12 protein-coding genes and 2 tRNA genes are annotated in these 15,985 nt (G+C 35.7%); 8 read left to right on the plus strand and 6 right to left on the minus strand.

Features of this window, described 5'->3' with window-relative positions:
* Window positions 1-12: 12 nt before the first annotated feature.
* The 3 genes from ydiJ to murQ all read right to left on the minus strand — a co-directional run bounded on the left by ydiJ (window position 13) and on the right by murQ (window position 5,488).
* On the minus strand, window positions 13-3,111 hold the full coding sequence (ydiJ, locus tag ACE1OF_RS17640; protein WP_448896074.1) for a D-2-hydroxyglutarate dehydrogenase YdiJ: 3,099 nt from the start codon (window positions 3,109-3,111) through the stop codon (window positions 13-15).
* A gap of 190 nt (window positions 3,112-3,301) precedes the next feature.
* The gene (locus tag ACE1OF_RS17645; RefSeq protein WP_448896075.1) at window positions 3,302-4,531 is read right to left on the minus strand and encodes an exo-beta-N-acetylmuramidase NamZ family protein; all 1,230 of its coding nucleotides are present in this window, start codon (window positions 4,529-4,531) and stop codon (window positions 3,302-3,304) included.
* Window positions 4,532-4,546: 15 nt separating this feature from the next.
* The gene (gene murQ / locus ACE1OF_RS17650) at window positions 4,547-5,488 is read right to left on the minus strand and encodes an N-acetylmuramic acid 6-phosphate etherase (RefSeq protein ID WP_448896076.1); all 942 of its coding nucleotides are present in this window, start codon (window positions 5,486-5,488) and stop codon (window positions 4,547-4,549) included.
* A gap of 143 nt (window positions 5,489-5,631) precedes the next feature.
* Here murQ and alr point away from each other — a divergent pair, with 143 nt between their 5' ends.
* From alr to ACE1OF_RS17665, 3 genes are all read left to right on the plus strand, one after another.
* Window positions 5,632-6,714, plus strand: a complete 1,083-nt coding sequence (alr, locus tag ACE1OF_RS17655) for an alanine racemase (RefSeq protein ID WP_448896077.1) — start codon at window positions 5,632-5,634, stop codon at window positions 6,712-6,714.
* Between the two features lie 265 nt (window positions 6,715-6,979).
* The gene (locus ACE1OF_RS17660; RefSeq protein ID WP_448896078.1) at window positions 6,980-7,456 is read left to right on the plus strand and encodes a DUF6795 domain-containing protein; all 477 of its coding nucleotides are present in this window, start codon (window positions 6,980-6,982) and stop codon (window positions 7,454-7,456) included.
* Window positions 7,457-7,468: 12 nt separating this feature from the next.
* Window positions 7,469-8,629: a lipase family protein gene (locus ACE1OF_RS17665; RefSeq protein WP_448896080.1), complete on the plus strand. Its 1,161-nt coding sequence runs from the start codon at window positions 7,469-7,471 to the stop codon at window positions 8,627-8,629.
* Between the two features lie 55 nt (window positions 8,630-8,684).
* Here the strand turns inward: ACE1OF_RS17665 and queE are convergent, their stop codons facing one another.
* Window positions 8,685-9,356, minus strand: a complete 672-nt coding sequence (gene queE / locus ACE1OF_RS17670) for a 7-carboxy-7-deazaguanine synthase QueE (protein ID WP_448896082.1) — start codon at window positions 9,354-9,356, stop codon at window positions 8,685-8,687.
* A gap of 85 nt (window positions 9,357-9,441) precedes the next feature.
* Here queE and queC point away from each other — a divergent pair, with 85 nt between their 5' ends.
* The 3 genes from queC (at window position 9,442) to ACE1OF_RS17685 (ending at window position 11,548) form a co-directional block, all read left to right on the plus strand.
* Window positions 9,442-10,128 (plus strand): 7-cyano-7-deazaguanine synthase QueC, encoded by a 687-nt coding sequence (gene queC, locus ACE1OF_RS17675; protein ID WP_448896083.1) that lies wholly within the window; start codon window positions 9,442-9,444, stop codon window positions 10,126-10,128.
* A gap of 59 nt (window positions 10,129-10,187) precedes the next feature.
* Entirely contained in the window at window positions 10,188-11,138 is a 951-nt protein-coding gene (locus ACE1OF_RS17680; RefSeq protein WP_448896085.1) for an ion transporter, read from the plus strand.
* Window positions 11,139-11,335: 197 nt separating this feature from the next.
* Window positions 11,336-11,548, plus strand: a complete 213-nt coding sequence (locus tag ACE1OF_RS17685) for a hypothetical protein (protein ID WP_448896086.1) — start codon at window positions 11,336-11,338, stop codon at window positions 11,546-11,548.
* A 62-nt stretch (window positions 11,549-11,610) separates the two neighbouring features.
* Here the strand turns inward: ACE1OF_RS17685 and uvrB are convergent, their stop codons facing one another.
* Both uvrB and ACE1OF_RS17695 read right to left on the minus strand, forming a co-directional pair.
* Window positions 11,611-13,623 (minus strand): excinuclease ABC subunit UvrB, encoded by a 2,013-nt coding sequence (gene uvrB / locus ACE1OF_RS17690; RefSeq protein ID WP_448896089.1) that lies wholly within the window; start codon window positions 13,621-13,623, stop codon window positions 11,611-11,613.
* A 26-nt stretch (window positions 13,624-13,649) separates the two neighbouring features.
* Window positions 13,650-15,038 (minus strand): MATE family efflux transporter, encoded by a 1,389-nt coding sequence (locus ACE1OF_RS17695; protein WP_448896088.1) that lies wholly within the window; start codon window positions 15,036-15,038, stop codon window positions 13,650-13,652.
* A 545-nt stretch (window positions 15,039-15,583) separates the two neighbouring features.
* On the opposite strand from ACE1OF_RS17695, the gene ACE1OF_RS17700 reads away from it, so the two are divergent.
* Both ACE1OF_RS17700 and ACE1OF_RS17705 read left to right on the plus strand, forming a co-directional pair.
* A tRNA-Asn gene (locus tag ACE1OF_RS17700) sits at window positions 15,584-15,659 on the plus strand.
* Window positions 15,660-15,803: 144 nt separating this feature from the next.
* Window positions 15,804-15,879, plus strand: a tRNA-Asn gene (locus ACE1OF_RS17705).
* Window positions 15,880-15,985: the final 106 nt, after the last annotated feature.

The raw sequence follows: 15,985 nt of genomic DNA on the forward strand, positions 1-15,985 counted from the left end.
ATATTTTCCAAATTAATTTAAAACGGCCAACAATGCTTCAACTGGATGTTTTGCATTAAGCTGCGCTAAACGTTTCACTTGAGAACGACAAGAAAAACCTGTTGCTAATATTTTATCAGGGGCTGACTCAGTTATTTTAGGCTGCCAACTTAATTCAAATAATCCTTTTGAATTATCTACATTAGTTTTTTCGTGTCCATAAGTACCCGCCATACCACAACAACCAACATTAACTTTTTCAAGCGGTAAGCCAAAATGATTAAAAATAGTTGCCCATTCATTTTCACTATTCACTAAGGCTGTTTTTTCAGTGCAATGTGAAAACAGCTTAAATGCTTGTTGACTACCATCAACATCATTTTTAAATCTTTTATCTTGTTTGATAAACGACAATAACCACTCATGCGCTAATAATACGTTAAATTCACCACGTTTATCGCCCAATATTTTTGTGTATTCGTCTCGATAACATAGCACCATAGAAGCATCCATACCTAACATAGGGATATTTAATTGGGCTAACTGATTTAAAAACTCGCTTGATGATTTGGCTGTATTAGCAAATCGCGTTAAAAAACCTTTTACATGCTGTGCTTTACCATTAGGTTTAAAAGGTAATAATATGGGTTCTAAGCCCAACTTTTTAATTAACGCCATCATACTTTCAACCGTTTTAGCATCATAAAATGACGTAAAAGGGTCTTGTACAATAAATACATAGTTTTTGCGTTGTAAGTCAGTTAAACCTTGCAATTTAACTAAATCAAAACCTGAGTAACCTGCTTTTTTTACTTGTTTTTTTAACGTAGGAACACTTAATAATGGCGTATTCACATAACCAATAGTTTTCTCAGATAACTTATCATAAGCTTTTAAGCTTAAAATACTATTAACCAATTTAGGTGCTTTTGCCATTAACGGTGCTAATATTTCAACATTAGCGACAAGATGATCTTTTAATGGTCGAGGATATCTAGAGTGATAAATATTAATAAAACGACTTCTAAAATCAGGTACATCCACCTTAATAGGGCACTGACTAGCGCAGGCTTTACACGCTAAACAACCTTGCATAGCTTCCATTACTTCATGAGAAAAATCAGTTTTATTTTCATTTTTTTCAAATAAACTAAGTTTTACTTTAGCGAAGGTAGAATCTAATAACTTTTTCACCGACCAATGACTTATCTCAGTTTCAAGCGCTAAAATATTAACACCTTGTTTTTCTAATAGCCTTAACCATTCGCGCATTAAACCAGCACGGCCTTTTGGCGAATGACGCCTATCTTTAGTAATTTTGCTTGATGGGCACATAGGGCTGTCTACATCGTAATTAAAACATAAACCATTGCCGTTACAATCCATGGCTGCGTTAAATGAGTCTTTTACCGCAACAGGTATTTGCCTATCAAAATAGCCTCGTTTCGTATCATCAACACTAACTAAATGTTCATTTGAGTCAATGGGGGTACAAATTTTACCTGGGTTCATTTTATTAAGCGGGTCAAAAACTGCTTTAATTTTACGCAGTTCAGTAAATAACTGCTCACCAAAAAATTCAGGCCCGTATTCACTACGATACCCTTTGCCATGTTCACCCCACATCAAACCACCATATTTGGCAGTAAGCTGAACGACTTTATCTGATAAGGTTCTTAATAGTTTTTCCTGTTCAGGATCACACATATCAAGCGCTGGTCGTACATGTAAAACACCTGCATCAACATGCCCAAACATACCATAATGTAGGTTATAACTATCAAGCAAGTCTCTAAATTCACTGATAAAATCAGCTAAGTTTTCAGGGGGTACCGCTGTATCTTCTGCAAATGCTAGTGGTTTCTGACTGCCATCGGTATTCCCTAAAAGACCAACAGCTTTTTTACGCATGGCATAGAGTTTATTAATGCTCGCTAAATCTGAAGTCACCTGATAACCAATCACGCCACCACTGTTTTCACTCGCAATCGTTTCATCTAAACCTTTTGTCAACAAACTTACTTGCTCAGCTAAAGCATCAACACTTGTGCCATTAAATTCAACAATATTAATGCCGTCCATGACTTGATTTGGCACATCAGTAATTAAATCACTAACACTATGCCAAACAATATCTTGTTTTGCTAAGTTTAATACTTTGCTATCAATAGTTTCTACGGAGGTCGCTTTGGCTTTCACTAAAAAAGGTGAGTGACGTAATGCTGAGTCAAAACTATCGTATTTAATATTAATTAAGGTTTTTGCTGGACTAATTGGGGTAATATTCAGTTTTGCTTGGCAAACAAAAGCCAATGAACCTTCCGAGCCTGTTATTAAACGACTTAAGTCAAAGGTATTAAGTTCACCTGCTTCTGAGTTTCTTGCTTGTAAAACATTTTCTAAATCATACCCCGTTAAAAACCGATTTAAACGAGGGAATTTTTCTACAATAAGTTCGCGGTTATCCAAACTCGTCGCTAATACTTGTTTAATAATTTGACCATAGCCAGATTCTTCTTGCGCTAATACTTTGGCTTGGCTAATCGTCATAGGCTCAGTATTTAATACATCGCCATTAGCAAGTACTGAAGTTAAAGCTAAAACATGATTAGAAGTTTTTCCATAAACTAAAGAGCCTTGTCCTGATGCATCAGTATTGATCATACCACCTATGGTAGCGCGGTTACTGGTTGATAAATCAGGTGCAAAGAAAAAACCATGAGGACGTAAGTAGTCATTAAGTTGGTCTTTTACCACGCCCGCTTCTACTTTTACCCATTTTTCTTCTACGTTGATTTCTAAGACTTTATTCATGTACTTAGATAAGTCTACAATAATACCTGGCGTTAAACTTTGACCATTAGTGCCTGTTCCCCCTCCTCTAGCACTAAATTTTATTTCGCTAAACTGTTCTTCACTTGCCGTTTTAGCTAATAAACTAATATCTTGCTGAGTACGAGGATGAAGCACTAACTGAGGTAATTGTTGATAAACACTGTTATCTGTAGCAACAGCCAGCCGTGCGCTGTAACTGGCATTAATATCACCCATGAAATTTTTTACTTTTAATGCACTAACAAAATTATGATAAAGCGGTGATAAATGTGTTTGATGGTCAATACGGGGTAACATGAATATTTTTCTGTAAACAAGAGTGAGTTACCCTAAGTATACCATGAGAAAATCAATTTATGAGCTACAGAACGACTCAACGCATAAAATATTAATAATATTTTATGCGTTGAGTTTCATTGAAGGAATAACAAACCTAAGCTAAATTTTAAGCGTATTCAATGCTTAACCTTCTGTGTGCTAGATTCAATCAATACAACAAATAAGGACTTCTTTGTTTTTTAAAGTCAACTAAACCTTGCTGCCAAGTTGCTTTAATTTCTTGTGCGCTTTTCCCCGATACAATGGCTTTTCTTAATTTGTCAGTACCACTGAGTTTGTCCATAAAGCCTGGATGAGTAAAAAATGTAATATTTTTCTCTTTAAAAGCTTTATGCCATTCAATAATAAAGGCTAAATGCAAACCGCTAATTTGACTGCTCCGTAGATCTTGTCCTAGTAAGTGTTCATTCATTAATTTAGGGTTTGTGGCTGAGCCAGGTTTTGAGACTGGCTTAAAGCTAAATTTATCTAAAGAAATTTTGTTATGCCCGATCACCTGAAATGGAAAATCAGTACCTCGCCCAATACTCACTGGGGTTGCTTCAAAGAAACCTAATGATGGATATAAACGAATTGCTATGTCATTAGGTAAATTGGGGCTTGGTTTTACAGGTAATGAGTACGGCATGGTTCGCACATAGTTTTCTAAAGTTATAACTTTTAAGTCTAGTGACTTTTGCGTATTAAGCCATTTTTCACCATTAATCATTAATGCCAACTCACCAACCGTCATACCATGTAATAACGGGATTTTGTGCATACCAACAAAAGAAGTAAATTCAGACTCTAATATTGGCCCGTCAACAAAAGCGCCATTAGGATTTGGTCTATCAAAAACAATAAAAGCAACACCCGCATCGGCAGCAGCTTCCATCATATAATGCATGGAGCTAATATAGGTATAAAAACGAACACCGACATCTTGAATATCAAAAATAATAACATCTAAATCTTTTATTACCTCTGTTGACGGTTTACGGTTTTTGCCATAAATAGACACCAGCGGTACACCTGTTTTAGTATCAATGCTGGAGTTAAATTTTTCTCCTGCATCGTAATTGCCACGAAAACCATGTTCAGGCGCAAAGATGGTTCTCACATTAATATGATTCGCCATTAGTTTATCAACAAGATGTGTATTACCAACCATTGATGTTTGGTTCACGACTAAGCCTACTCGCTTATTTTGTAATATAGGTAAGTAATGAAGAGTTCGCTCAGCACCAACAATAATCTTTTGTGGGGCTGACACATCTAGCTTTTGTGCTGGAGCTGAAACATCAACAGTATTTTTTTTCGGTATGCAAGAAATAACAAAGAATATAAAAATGATGGTAACAATATAACGATATTTCTGTTTTTTAATTAAAGAAGGCATAAATAAGTCTTGTAGTTATTTTTCAAATTGTTGAACTGCTTTTCGTAAAAATCCACCATTTTTGACTAAACACGTCTTTGATTGTTCTAAGCTTAAACCAGTTAGTATCATAAAGGTAGCGAGTTTGGCATTGTTTTCAGATTGTTCTAAAGCTTTTTTAGCACAAGTATAATCACAATCAGTTGCTTGCATTACAATACGCATTGCACGTGCATAAAGCTTTTCATTACTTGCATTAACATCAATCATTAAGTTTTTATAGCTCTTTCCAGAGCGAATCATACTGGCTGTACTGAGCATATTTAAAATTAATTTTTGAGCCGTACCAGACTTCATGCGCGTTGACCCCGTTAAGGCTTCAGCTCCAACAACAGCACACAGATTAATATCAGTAGCTTGTTCAAATTTTTTATTATAACTACAACTTAAGCCAACAACTGTTGCCCCAACAAATTTACCATAGTGCATTGCTGATATAACATAGGGTGTTCTAGCACTAGCAGCAATACCAACTAAAACATCTTTAGATGATAAACCCACTTGTTTTAAATCAGAAACTGCCAATAATTCGTTATCTTCAGCCCCTTCTACCGCTTTATGTATCGCTTGATTTCCTCCCGCAATAATGCCAAAAACTTGTTGTTCAGAAACGCTGAACGTTGGTGGGCATTCAACCGCATCAAGAATACCAAGGCGACCACTAGTACCTGCGCCAATATAGATAAGCCGTCCCCCTTGTTTAAAAGCATGAACAATTTCATCAACTGCATGAGCAATTTCAGGAATAATACCTCTAACAACATTAGCAACTTTTTGATCTTCTGCATTTATTTTTTCTAAAATACCTTGAGCATCCAGTAAATCGATATCTAAGGTATCTTTATTCTGACTCTCAGTTGACATTCGTGTTAATTCGTCAAGTAGCTGATACTGTTTTTCAATCGAAAATGTATTCATACTCTGCTCTTCTATTTGCGTGTTTAAGTAGATAAACTAACGATATGTGCAACATCCATTAATTTTGAAACATGATACACTGAAAAAAAGGGTCATGCTTCTCCAAAATAATTAATTTGATCAACTTAGAATAAATAATCCGCATGAATCACCATTCTCGAAAAACTTACTCTATTATTAATTTACCTGCTTTACTCTGTAATTATAATCAAATTGCCGATTTAACACCGCACAGTAAAACAATTGCCGTTATTAAAGCTAATGCTTATGGCCATGGCGCTGTCGAAGTTGCAAAATATTTGAGTGCGCATGTACCCGCATTTGCCGTTGCGTTAGTTGACGAAGCAATAAAGTTACGTGATGCTGGCATTACCTTACCAATTTTAATTTTGGAAGGGGCATTATCTTATGAAGACTTTTCAGTTGCCTTACAACAAAATTTTTGGCTAATGCTACACACTAGCCAACAGGTTGACTGGTTAACCTCCTATGAACCACATTATACTGGAAAGTTATGGCTTAAAGTTGACACGGGAATGAATCGATTAGGTATAAAACCCAATAATGTCAAAGATATTTTAGCTAAACTCAGCTCTGTTCAACGGCAAAGTTTAGTGCTTTGCACTCATTTTTCTAATTCAGATGAACTAAATAACCCCAAGACTCAGCTACAAATACAAGAGTTTGAGCGTATAAATAAAATTTTTTGTTTGAGAAAAAGTTTAGCTAATTCTGCAGGTATCCTCCATTGGCCTGATAGTCATGGTGATTACAATAGACTTGGTTTAGCTTTATATGGTTCATATCCCGTTGCTACTGAAAAATTACCCATAAAATTAACTCCCGTCATGACACTGCAATCAACAGTCATCAGTTTACGGCAATTAAATATAGGTGAATCAGTGGGTTACAGTGAAACATGGCAAGCTAAACGACCATCAATCATAGCAACCATCGCTATAGGTTATGCTGATGGTTATCCCAGAAATGCTAAAAATGGTACGCCAGTATTTATTAAAGGACAAATTGCGCCTTTAGCAGGGCGAGTTTCTATGGATATGTTGACTGTTGACGTAACAGATATAGCAGATGTTAAGTTAGGTGATAATGTTGAATTATGGGGTGAAAATTTAGCCGTTGAAACCGTTGCCGAATATCTCGATACCGTTAACTACGAGCTACTTACTCGCGTATCAAATAGAGTGACTCAAATTTATGTTGAGTAACTAAAAAGTTATGGTTAACCCATAAAAGATAATACTGAGTTAACCGAATCAATAAAAATTATTGTATTGAATAGCTTTTAAACGATAAACTCTTCCTATATGCTCACAATATAGTAAATTTAATTATTAGGGATAATAATAACTATTTTGAATGGACTCAAATAATCTTTGGCTAACAGAGCCACAAAGTAAAACTCCAATCAAAAAATAATTCTCTTATCCATTAAGTTTTTTCGGTGTACTTTTAAAACAGGAAACTATGCCTATGTTTGGCTTTTTTAAAAAATATAATGCTCATTTATGCTCAGCTGTATCAGGACGAATACTCGATAGCGGCAAACCATTGGTAGGCGTAAAAATTGAACGTGAACTTTATTATATTGATAATAAGAGAAGAGAAGATAGTACATTAACAGATGAAAACGGTTTATTTAATTTACCAGCTGTTAATGTACGTTCTCAAGCACCAGGCTGGTTGTTTTGCGAACAACTAACAAAGCAAGTTATTTATACGAAGTATAATAATAATTTTTTTAAACTTTGGGCTGCCACTGCATGGGGAATTAAACCTATACCTGCCTATGAAAGAAAATTATCGGAGCTAAATGCTGACTTATCAGACCCTTTAGTAGCATTTACTTTTATTGATGACACTATTCCCAATAGACCACACAGTGCCAGTAGTATCTGTCGCTGGGAATCGGATTTCAAAATTTTACATACAATTGAAAAACAATTATAAGGATATTTATATATGCGCGATTTAACACCTAGAATAGCAGTAGATTTAGCGGCAGCTGCCTATGAAATTAAAACTAAAGATAAAAGAGGAGAGTACGATACACCAATACTAAATACATTATCAAAAGATTTTGACTTCAACTTATCCAGTAATGTTGTTCAAGGTATCAGTGGTTCTTTTATGGAGCATATTTTTAAACATAAAACTGGTTTTGCTGTTATTGGTACAGGTAAAAAAGGTGGGAATTATTTAGGTCATACGGTTATCGCAATACGAGGTACCAACAGTAAACGTGATGCGGTCACTGATGTCCATTGCGGTTTAAGTACCAGTGCAAATAACTTACCTGCCCACGCAGGGTTTAATAAAACCTTTAACTCCATAAAACCTGCTTTAAATACTTATTTTACGAAGAACAATACGGGCCCTGTCCATTGCGTTGGACATAGCTTAGGTGGTGCGTTAGCACATTTAACCGCCAATTGGTTAAGTGAAAAGCAAAGTGGACGCCCTATTAATTTGTATACCTTTGGCGCCCCCCGTGTCGGTTATGAAAGCTTTGCCATAAAAACCAGTAATAGCCTCAATAAAATCTATCGCAGCTTACATATGGGAGATCCCGTACCTCTTCTTCCTTTTTGGCCGTTTGTTCATACCGAAGGTGAATATGTACTACATGCAGGCACAAGCATTAGTGCGAGCGCACATCGCATGATAGGAAATGCGCCAGGTTACATAGCCACAGCGAGTGCATTTAAAAGTTATGCTGCGATTAACAAAAAAACAGCTAATCGACATAAAACACAGGTAAGACTAGACTATGAAAAACGCCATCAAGCCAACTTCACGTCACAATGGGCACACCGTTTAGGGGCTGCTTTATTGACTTTATTACAAGATACGGGTTACTTACATCAAATTCAACACATGGTAACTAATACTTTAACCTTCTACGATAAAGTAGCTATGTTGCTAACCAAGATTACTGAGACATCAGGTCAGTATGTTGAGCAACAAAAAGGCTTATTAGGTCATATGTTGGTTTTTGCTGGTAAGGGAGGTGTAGTGATTACTGAAATGTCATATAAATTCATTCGTTGGGTGCTATCAATAACATTAACTAAAGTTGGTTTGGTCGCAGGAACAGCCTTAACTATAGGACAAATGGTTTAACTTCAGTCTAACCAAGGGGCAATAAATGCCTACTACAGAGGGATAATGATCTATTTTACTCAATTCCTATGTATTTATGCACCTGCACCGATAAACGCCAATTATTAGCAATGCATGTTTCAATAGCCAATTCAGTCGCTCTGCTTTTTTGACTAATAGGCTGTAAATACACGGGAGTATTTTCAATATTATGCTCAGCGAGCAGTAATTTAAGATCATCCACATGCTGCTCTGTAGCAATAGGGTGTTTAATTTCATTTGCTCGCTTCATAGCGCTTTCTAAAATAGCATAACCACCACGCATATTTATTTTTGGCGACACGGTTACCCAACATGCTTCAGACACTAAAATATCAAAAGTTCCCGAAGTTTCTACTTGCGTGCTGTACCCTTTACTATCAAAAGTGGAACATAATGGTATTAAATCAACCATACATGGTTCCCCTCCTGTAATCACAATATGTTTAGCTTTGTAACCCCGTTCAATAATTAAGGAATAAAGTGCTTGTGCTGTAAAATTAGCCCACTGTGGTGTTTCTTGCGATTTTGCTAACAGCGTTTCTTTAGTGACTTCATCACTTAGTTCAACATCCCAAGTATGTTTAGTATCACACCAAGAGCAACCAACAGGACAACCTTGCAAGCGAATAAATATCGATGGTTGGCCCGTAAAGGATCCTTCACCCTGTATCGTTTCAAATATTTCATTAATTTTGTATTGGATCATTTTAAATTGTGCTTTTGCCTAAGGTTTTATTCACGTAAAATATAAGATATCAATTATACCCTATTTATTATCAAGAGACCTTACTATGACTGAAAAACTATCCCCAGAAAAAGTAAACCCAAATAAAGTGGTGGTTATCTATTCTGGTGGAATGGATTCGTTTACCGTACTAAACAGAGCGATAAAAGACGGCAAAGAAGTTTTCGCGCTTTCATTTGATTATGGTCAACGTCATGTAAAAGAATTGCAGTGTGCTAGCAAAGTATGCAAATCTTTAAACATAAAGCATAAAGTCATTGATATTTCATCAATAAACCAATTACTTGCAGGATCTTCATTGACTGATGATATTGATATTCCAGAAGGTCATTATGCTGCAGAAAACATGAAGTCTACAATAGTACCTAACCGCAATATGATTTTATTATCGTTGGCTGTGGGTTATGCTGTGTCAGTTGGCGCATCACAAGTTTATTATGGGGCTCATAGTGGTGATCACGCAATCTATCCTGATTGTCGTCCAGAGTTTGTACAAAAAATGAATGATGTATGCCAAATTGCAAATTATGAAAGTGTGGAAATATTCAGTCCCTATTTAACGGTAAATAAATCAGCTATATTAGCTGATGGACTCAGTATGAGATTAAACTATAGTGAAACTTGGACTTGTTACAATGGCAGAGAAAAAGCTTGCGGAAAGTGTGGTTCATGCCAAGAGCGTCTTGAAGCTTTTAGAGATAATAAGGTGATTGATCCTATTGAATATGAGTAATCACTGAAACCAAGTAACACAATAACCATTAATATTCTATTAAATTAACAAGTGCTCATATGTTGAATCAACCAAGTAAAACGCCTACATTACGTGTAAAAGCATACCAATTACTTGAAAGTGAAACGACATCAAGCACTGTTGCTAAACTGGTTACTTTTTTTTTAATTACTTTAATTATTACTAATGTGGCCGCTGCTATAACAGCCTCAGAACCTGATTACTTTTTATTATATAAAGACGCTTTACTTCAATTTGAACTGGTTTCATTATTTATATTTTGCGTCGAATATTTACTTAGGGTCTGGTGTGCTGTTGAAGCAACAGAATACAACAATGTTTCTGCCTTCAAATCTAGAGTTAAATATATACTCACCCCTATAGCACTAATTGATCTAATTGCCATTTTACCATTTCTCATAGCCATGGTTTTCGCTATAGATTTACGGGCATTACGCCTGATAAGAGTACTGAGATTATTAAAATTAACCCATTATTTTAAAGGGTTTAATATATTTGCTACTGTTATTATAAAAGAATCTCGAAGCATCATGGCCGCAATGATGGTGATGTTGTTTTTCATTATTATTGCAGCCAGCATAATGCAATTTGTAGAAGGCAAAGCACAGCCTGAACATTTCGGTAGTATTATGCAATCTTTTTGGTGGGCAGTTGTTACTATGACCACTGTTGGCTACGGTGATGTGATCCCCATTACCGCCATAGGCAAAGTTATTTCTACCTTTATCATGCTTGCTGGTGTTGCTTTAGTCGCACTACCTGCGGGCATGCTAGCTGGTCGTTTTGGTGAAGAATTACGACAAAGAAAAGAAAATTTAGATGCACAGATCACAAAAGTTTTAGCCGATGGTCCTATAGATATGGAGGACTATGAAGCATTAGAAAGATTAGCTAATCAGCTGGAAATTGACCCTGAAGATTTACAACACAGTATCATTCAACTAAAGCAAGGTCATCATAGTGGAAAATGTCCTCATTGTGGTAAATAAAATTTTTTATTCTCTCTATTTTACTCGTTGTAAAATATATTGAATATCAATCACTTTTAATACTATCAATAACACTATCAATCACACTATAGAATATTATCTTCCTTTGGTTCTATTTTAAGACAAATTCTATCTAACCCTTATCATAGCTTAGTCTAAACTTATATTTATACTACTTCGATATACAGAGTATTATTATGAGTGAAGCCTTCAGAATACAAGCTCAACGTTTAAATAAAATGATAGATGCAAACAACGCCACACAAGCACATCTGTACCTTGAACAATTGTTACTTTTTCCTGTGGATATACAAGACAAAATAATTGATGAAATTAGCCATTTAGGCAATTGTAATAGTGATGACGTAGCTAAAATTATTAATCGTTATTCTATAATAGACCTTAGATGATATATTATAATAAATAGCTAAAAATTTATGACCTGAACTATTGGGTAACAGGTATACTGTCCCTAAGTTCTTAATTGTTGGGTTCTTAATTTAGCAATATCATCACGTATTGACGCCGCTTGCTCAAATTCTAGATTTTGAGCGTGCGTATACATAGCTTTTTCAAGTGCGATAATTTTATCGTCAATTTCTTTTGTGCTTAAAGCTTGATAATTAGCCGTTCTTTCAGCCACTTGATCTAGCTCTTTTGACTGACTAAAACCATCAACATCCATAACGTCTGAAATCTTACGAATTACGCCTCTTGGCACAATATTATTATCTAAATTATACTGATGCTGCTTTTCACGTCGACGCTCAGTTTCATCAATCGCCTTACGCATCGACTTAGTAATTTTACTGGCATAAAGAATAGCACGGCCATTAATATTACGTGCAGCCCTACCAATAGTTTGAATTAACGAACGCTCTGAGCGTAAAAAACCTTCTTTATCTGCATCGAGTATTGCCACAAGTGATACTTCTGGCATATCTAAACCTTCTCGCAAGAGGTTAATTCCTACAAGAACATCAAATTTACCTAAACGAAAATCACGAATAATTTCAACACGTTCAACTGTATCAACATCAGAATGTAAATAACGGGTTTTTATACCATGCTCGTCTAGATAATCAGTTAAATCTTCTGCCATTCGTTTCGTCAAGGTAGTAGCAAGTACGCGTTCATTTAAGGGTAAACGTTTATTAATCTCTGATAACAAATCATCAACTTGTGTTTCTACGTCGCGCACTTCTATTTCTGGGTCTAATAAGCCTGTAGGTCTGACAACTTGCTCTGCAATATCTCCAGCTGATTTTTCAATTTCATAATTACTTGGTGTTGCCGACACATAAATAGTTTGCGGTGATAATGCTTCAAATTCATCAAACTTCATTGGTCTATTATCAAGGGCTGATGGTAATCTAAAACCATATTGCACTAAGTTTTCTTTTCGCGACCTATCCCCTTTATACATAGCGCCGATTTGAGGCACAGTAACATGAGACTCATCAATAATAAGTAAACCATCATCTGGTAAATAATCAAATAAAGTCGGGGGGGCTTCGCCCTCTTCACGGCCTGATAAATAGCGAGAGTAGTTTTCAATACCTGAGCAATAACCAAGTTCAGTCATCATTTCAATATCAAATTGAGTACGTTGTGTAATACGCTGTTCTTCGACTAAACGGTTATTGTCCTTAAGATATTGAGAACGCTCTTTTAATTCTATTTTAATTTTTTCCACTGCCGATAAAATTTTATCACGAGGCGTTGCATAGTGTGTTTTGGGATATACAGTAACACGACGTAATGTACGCTCAACCTGCCCTGTTAATGGGTCAAACTGGCTGATACGTTCAATTTCTTCATCAAACAATTCTACCCGCAAAGCAAGACGATCAGATTCTGCAGGGAATATATCAATCACATCTCCACGAACTCGATAAGTAGCCCGTGCAAAAGCCACATCATTACGCTTGTATTGTAATTCAGCCAAACGGCGTAAAATATCTCGCTGATTGATAATATCGCCAACACTGATGTGAAGCATCATTTTTAAATATGAATCAGGATCACCCAAACCATAAATAGCTGATACAGAAGCAATAATAATTACATCTCGACGTTCTAATAATGCTTTTGTCGCCGATAAACGCATTTGTTCAATATGTTCATTAACAGAAGCGTCTTTTTCAATAAAAGTGTCTGTTGTAGGTACATAAGCTTCAGGTTGATAATAATCGTAGTAAGAAACAAAATATTCAACCGCATTATTGGGGAAAAACTCTTTCATTTCACCGTACAGTTGTGCTGCTAGCGTTTTATTTGGCGCTAACATCATGGTAGGTCGATTAAGTTTTTCAATTACATTAGCTACTGTAAAGGTTTTCCCCGATCCAGTAACCCCTAATAGAGTTTGATGAGCTAAACCCGACTCTACCCCTTCTAATAATTGCTTTATCGCCGTTGGCTGATCGCCACTTGGTGTATAATTTGATTCAATTTTTAATGACTTTATTGTCGGTTCTTTCATCATGGTCTCGTTTAACAATTGTTCTTTCAAGTTAATTGTTCCTTTACCGTATACTCATCATCATTAAACTGTTTTGAAAAAAGTCGATAAGAAATTAATGCCATAATTAAATTACCCATCAAAGCGCCAATAAAAAAGCCATGTAAACCATATAAATAACTTCCAAGGTAAGCTAAAGGTACATAACAAACAAATAATCTTACAATACTTAACAATAAAGCGACTATAGGTTTATGCAACGCATTAAAAGATGAATTAGTTAAAATCACAATGCCTTGTAAGCCATAACCTAAAGGTAAAATCCACATAAACAAAATGATAATATCAGCAACTTTTTGTTCCTTAGCAAAAACGGAAGCAATCCAAGGAGCCAATATAACCAAGACTAAATAAACGAATATTTGCCAAAATAAAATAAACTTAATGGCGGTTTTATAGGCTTGTTCAACACGATGCATGTGACCTGCACCAAAATTTTGACTAATAAAGGGTGGCAAAGTCATAGACAACGCTAAAACAACAAGGGATGCAATAGACTCTATGCGAGTGCCTACCCCAAAACCAGCCACTACTGATTCACCATAAGTTGCCGCAATTGCAGTCATAATAGCGGCAGCAATTGGTGTTAGCATGTTAGCGCCCGCCGCAGGTAAACCTATTTTTAAAATACCTCGACACGAGTTCATTAATTGTTTAATTGGTATTAAATGTGTATGAACTAAATTTTTCTGTTTAGTTAATATAATAAGCACAAATACCAAACCAAAAAGCCATGAAATAAAGGTAGCTATAGCCGCACCTTCAAGCCCCATTGCTGGCACAGGTCCAAAACCAAAAATACAGATAGGATCAAGAACTGCGTTAATAAGCCCCGCACTTCCCATCACTATACTTGGTGTTTTTGTATCACCCGAGGCTCGCAACACAGCATTGCCAATCATTGGACCAATGAGACACACACTACCCAGATACCAAATATCCATATACTGATGTATCAAAGGTAATAAAGATGCTTTAGCACCAAGTAAAGTAAAGAGTTCATCAGTAAACAAATAGCCAACAAACGATAAACTGATAACAACGATAGCAGCAAGATATAATGCCGCTGTTGCAGAATTTTTGGCTGATTCATGATCATCATGACCAAGGAATTTGGCAATAACGGCTGATGTGCCTATTCCTAAGCCGATCATTAAGCTAATAACTGTAAAAGTTACTGGAAATGTGAAACTAATGGCTGCTAGAGGTTGAGTACCTAGCATACTGACAAAAAAAGTATCGATTAAATTAAACGTCATCAATAAAATCATGCCGTAAATCATCGGAATGGTCATTCTTTTTAAAGTATTAGCAACTGGGTCTTTCAGTAAATTAACCGGTTGTTTATTATTTTTTGCTATATTATTTGACGTCATTAATAAATTTTATAAAGACCTAAGTTAAAAGACTTAACTTCACATCAACATATGCTGAATTCGAATCAAGTTCTGCTACATATATTGTAATCAAAAGCGAGAGAAATTCACAGTAAATGTCGCTAAATATCCATCTGGTTAAAAATCAAACCAAAGTGTTAATAAAACAACAAACAAAACCTAAATCATTGAATAAAATAACAAAATAAAAAAAACACAATTAACTATTGACTTAACTACACGCTAAGAAAAACGATAATGCAACGAGTTCTTACAAATTAACCCACATAGTTATCCACAACTTTGGTGGATAACTAAATTTTTATTATATTTTATCAGCGCTTATTATATTTTATCAGCGCTTAATAAGCTGCGTACATAAAACTACCAAAAAGTGCTGACAAACTGACTTTACTGGACGCAAAATGAGCAAACAAACTAATAAATGATTTTTTTCTTATTTTAGTATTGACACATAGGCATCAGGTCTTTAATATTCCGCTCCGTTAGCCAAGATGGTTAACACGCTAACGAAAGAAAGTAATTCCCCAATAGCTCAGTTGGTAGAGCGATGGACTGTTAATCCATGTGTCACTGGTTCAAGCCCAGTTTGGGGAGCCACATTTTATGTTGGCGACAAATGAAGAGCGGTAAAGCGATGGACTGTACTCTCTAATAATAGCATGTGTCGCTGATGGTTTCTCAAGCCCAGTTTGGGGAGCCACATTTAACTTCAATAATAAACAGAAGTTTAAAAAAGTTTATTCCCCAATAGCTCAGTTGGTAGAGCGATGGACTGTTAATCCATGTGTCACTGGTTCAAGCCCAGTTTGGGGAGCCACATTACTTCGGTAAGAAATTAAACCTGCTTTCTGCAGGTTTTTTTTCGTCTATAAAAAAACTAACTTCCCAATAGCTCAGTTGGTAGAGCGATGAACTTTTCTCTT

This window comes from Colwellia sp. E150_009 (genome assembly GCF_053543955.1).

Coding starts and splice junctions, on each gene's coding strand:
- ydiJ (WP_448896074.1), bottom strand. CDS start 3,111: ATGTTACCCCGTATTGACCATCAAACACATTTATCACCGCTTTATCAT.
- ACE1OF_RS17645 (WP_448896075.1), bottom strand. CDS start 4,531: ATGCCTTCTTTAATTAAAAAACAGAAATATCGTTATATTGTTACCATC.
- murQ (WP_448896076.1), bottom strand. CDS start 5,488: ATGAATACATTTTCGATTGAAAAACAGTATCAGCTACTTGACGAATTA.
- alr (WP_448896077.1), top strand. CDS start 5,632: ATGAATCACCATTCTCGAAAAACTTACTCTATTATTAATTTACCTGCT.
- ACE1OF_RS17660 (WP_448896078.1), top strand. CDS start 6,980: ATGTTTGGCTTTTTTAAAAAATATAATGCTCATTTATGCTCAGCTGTA.
- ACE1OF_RS17665 (WP_448896080.1), top strand. CDS start 7,469: ATGCGCGATTTAACACCTAGAATAGCAGTAGATTTAGCGGCAGCTGCC.
- queE (WP_448896082.1), bottom strand. CDS start 9,356: ATGATCCAATACAAAATTAATGAAATATTTGAAACGATACAGGGTGAA.
- queC (WP_448896083.1), top strand. CDS start 9,442: ATGACTGAAAAACTATCCCCAGAAAAAGTAAACCCAAATAAAGTGGTG.
- ACE1OF_RS17680 (WP_448896085.1), top strand. CDS start 10,188: ATGTTGAATCAACCAAGTAAAACGCCTACATTACGTGTAAAAGCATAC.
- ACE1OF_RS17685 (WP_448896086.1), top strand. CDS start 11,336: ATGAGTGAAGCCTTCAGAATACAAGCTCAACGTTTAAATAAAATGATA.
- uvrB (WP_448896089.1), bottom strand. CDS start 13,623: ATGAAAGAACCGACAATAAAGTCATTAAAAATTGAATCAAATTATACA.
- ACE1OF_RS17695 (WP_448896088.1), bottom strand. CDS start 15,038: ATGACGTCAAATAATATAGCAAAAAATAATAAACAACCGGTTAATTTA.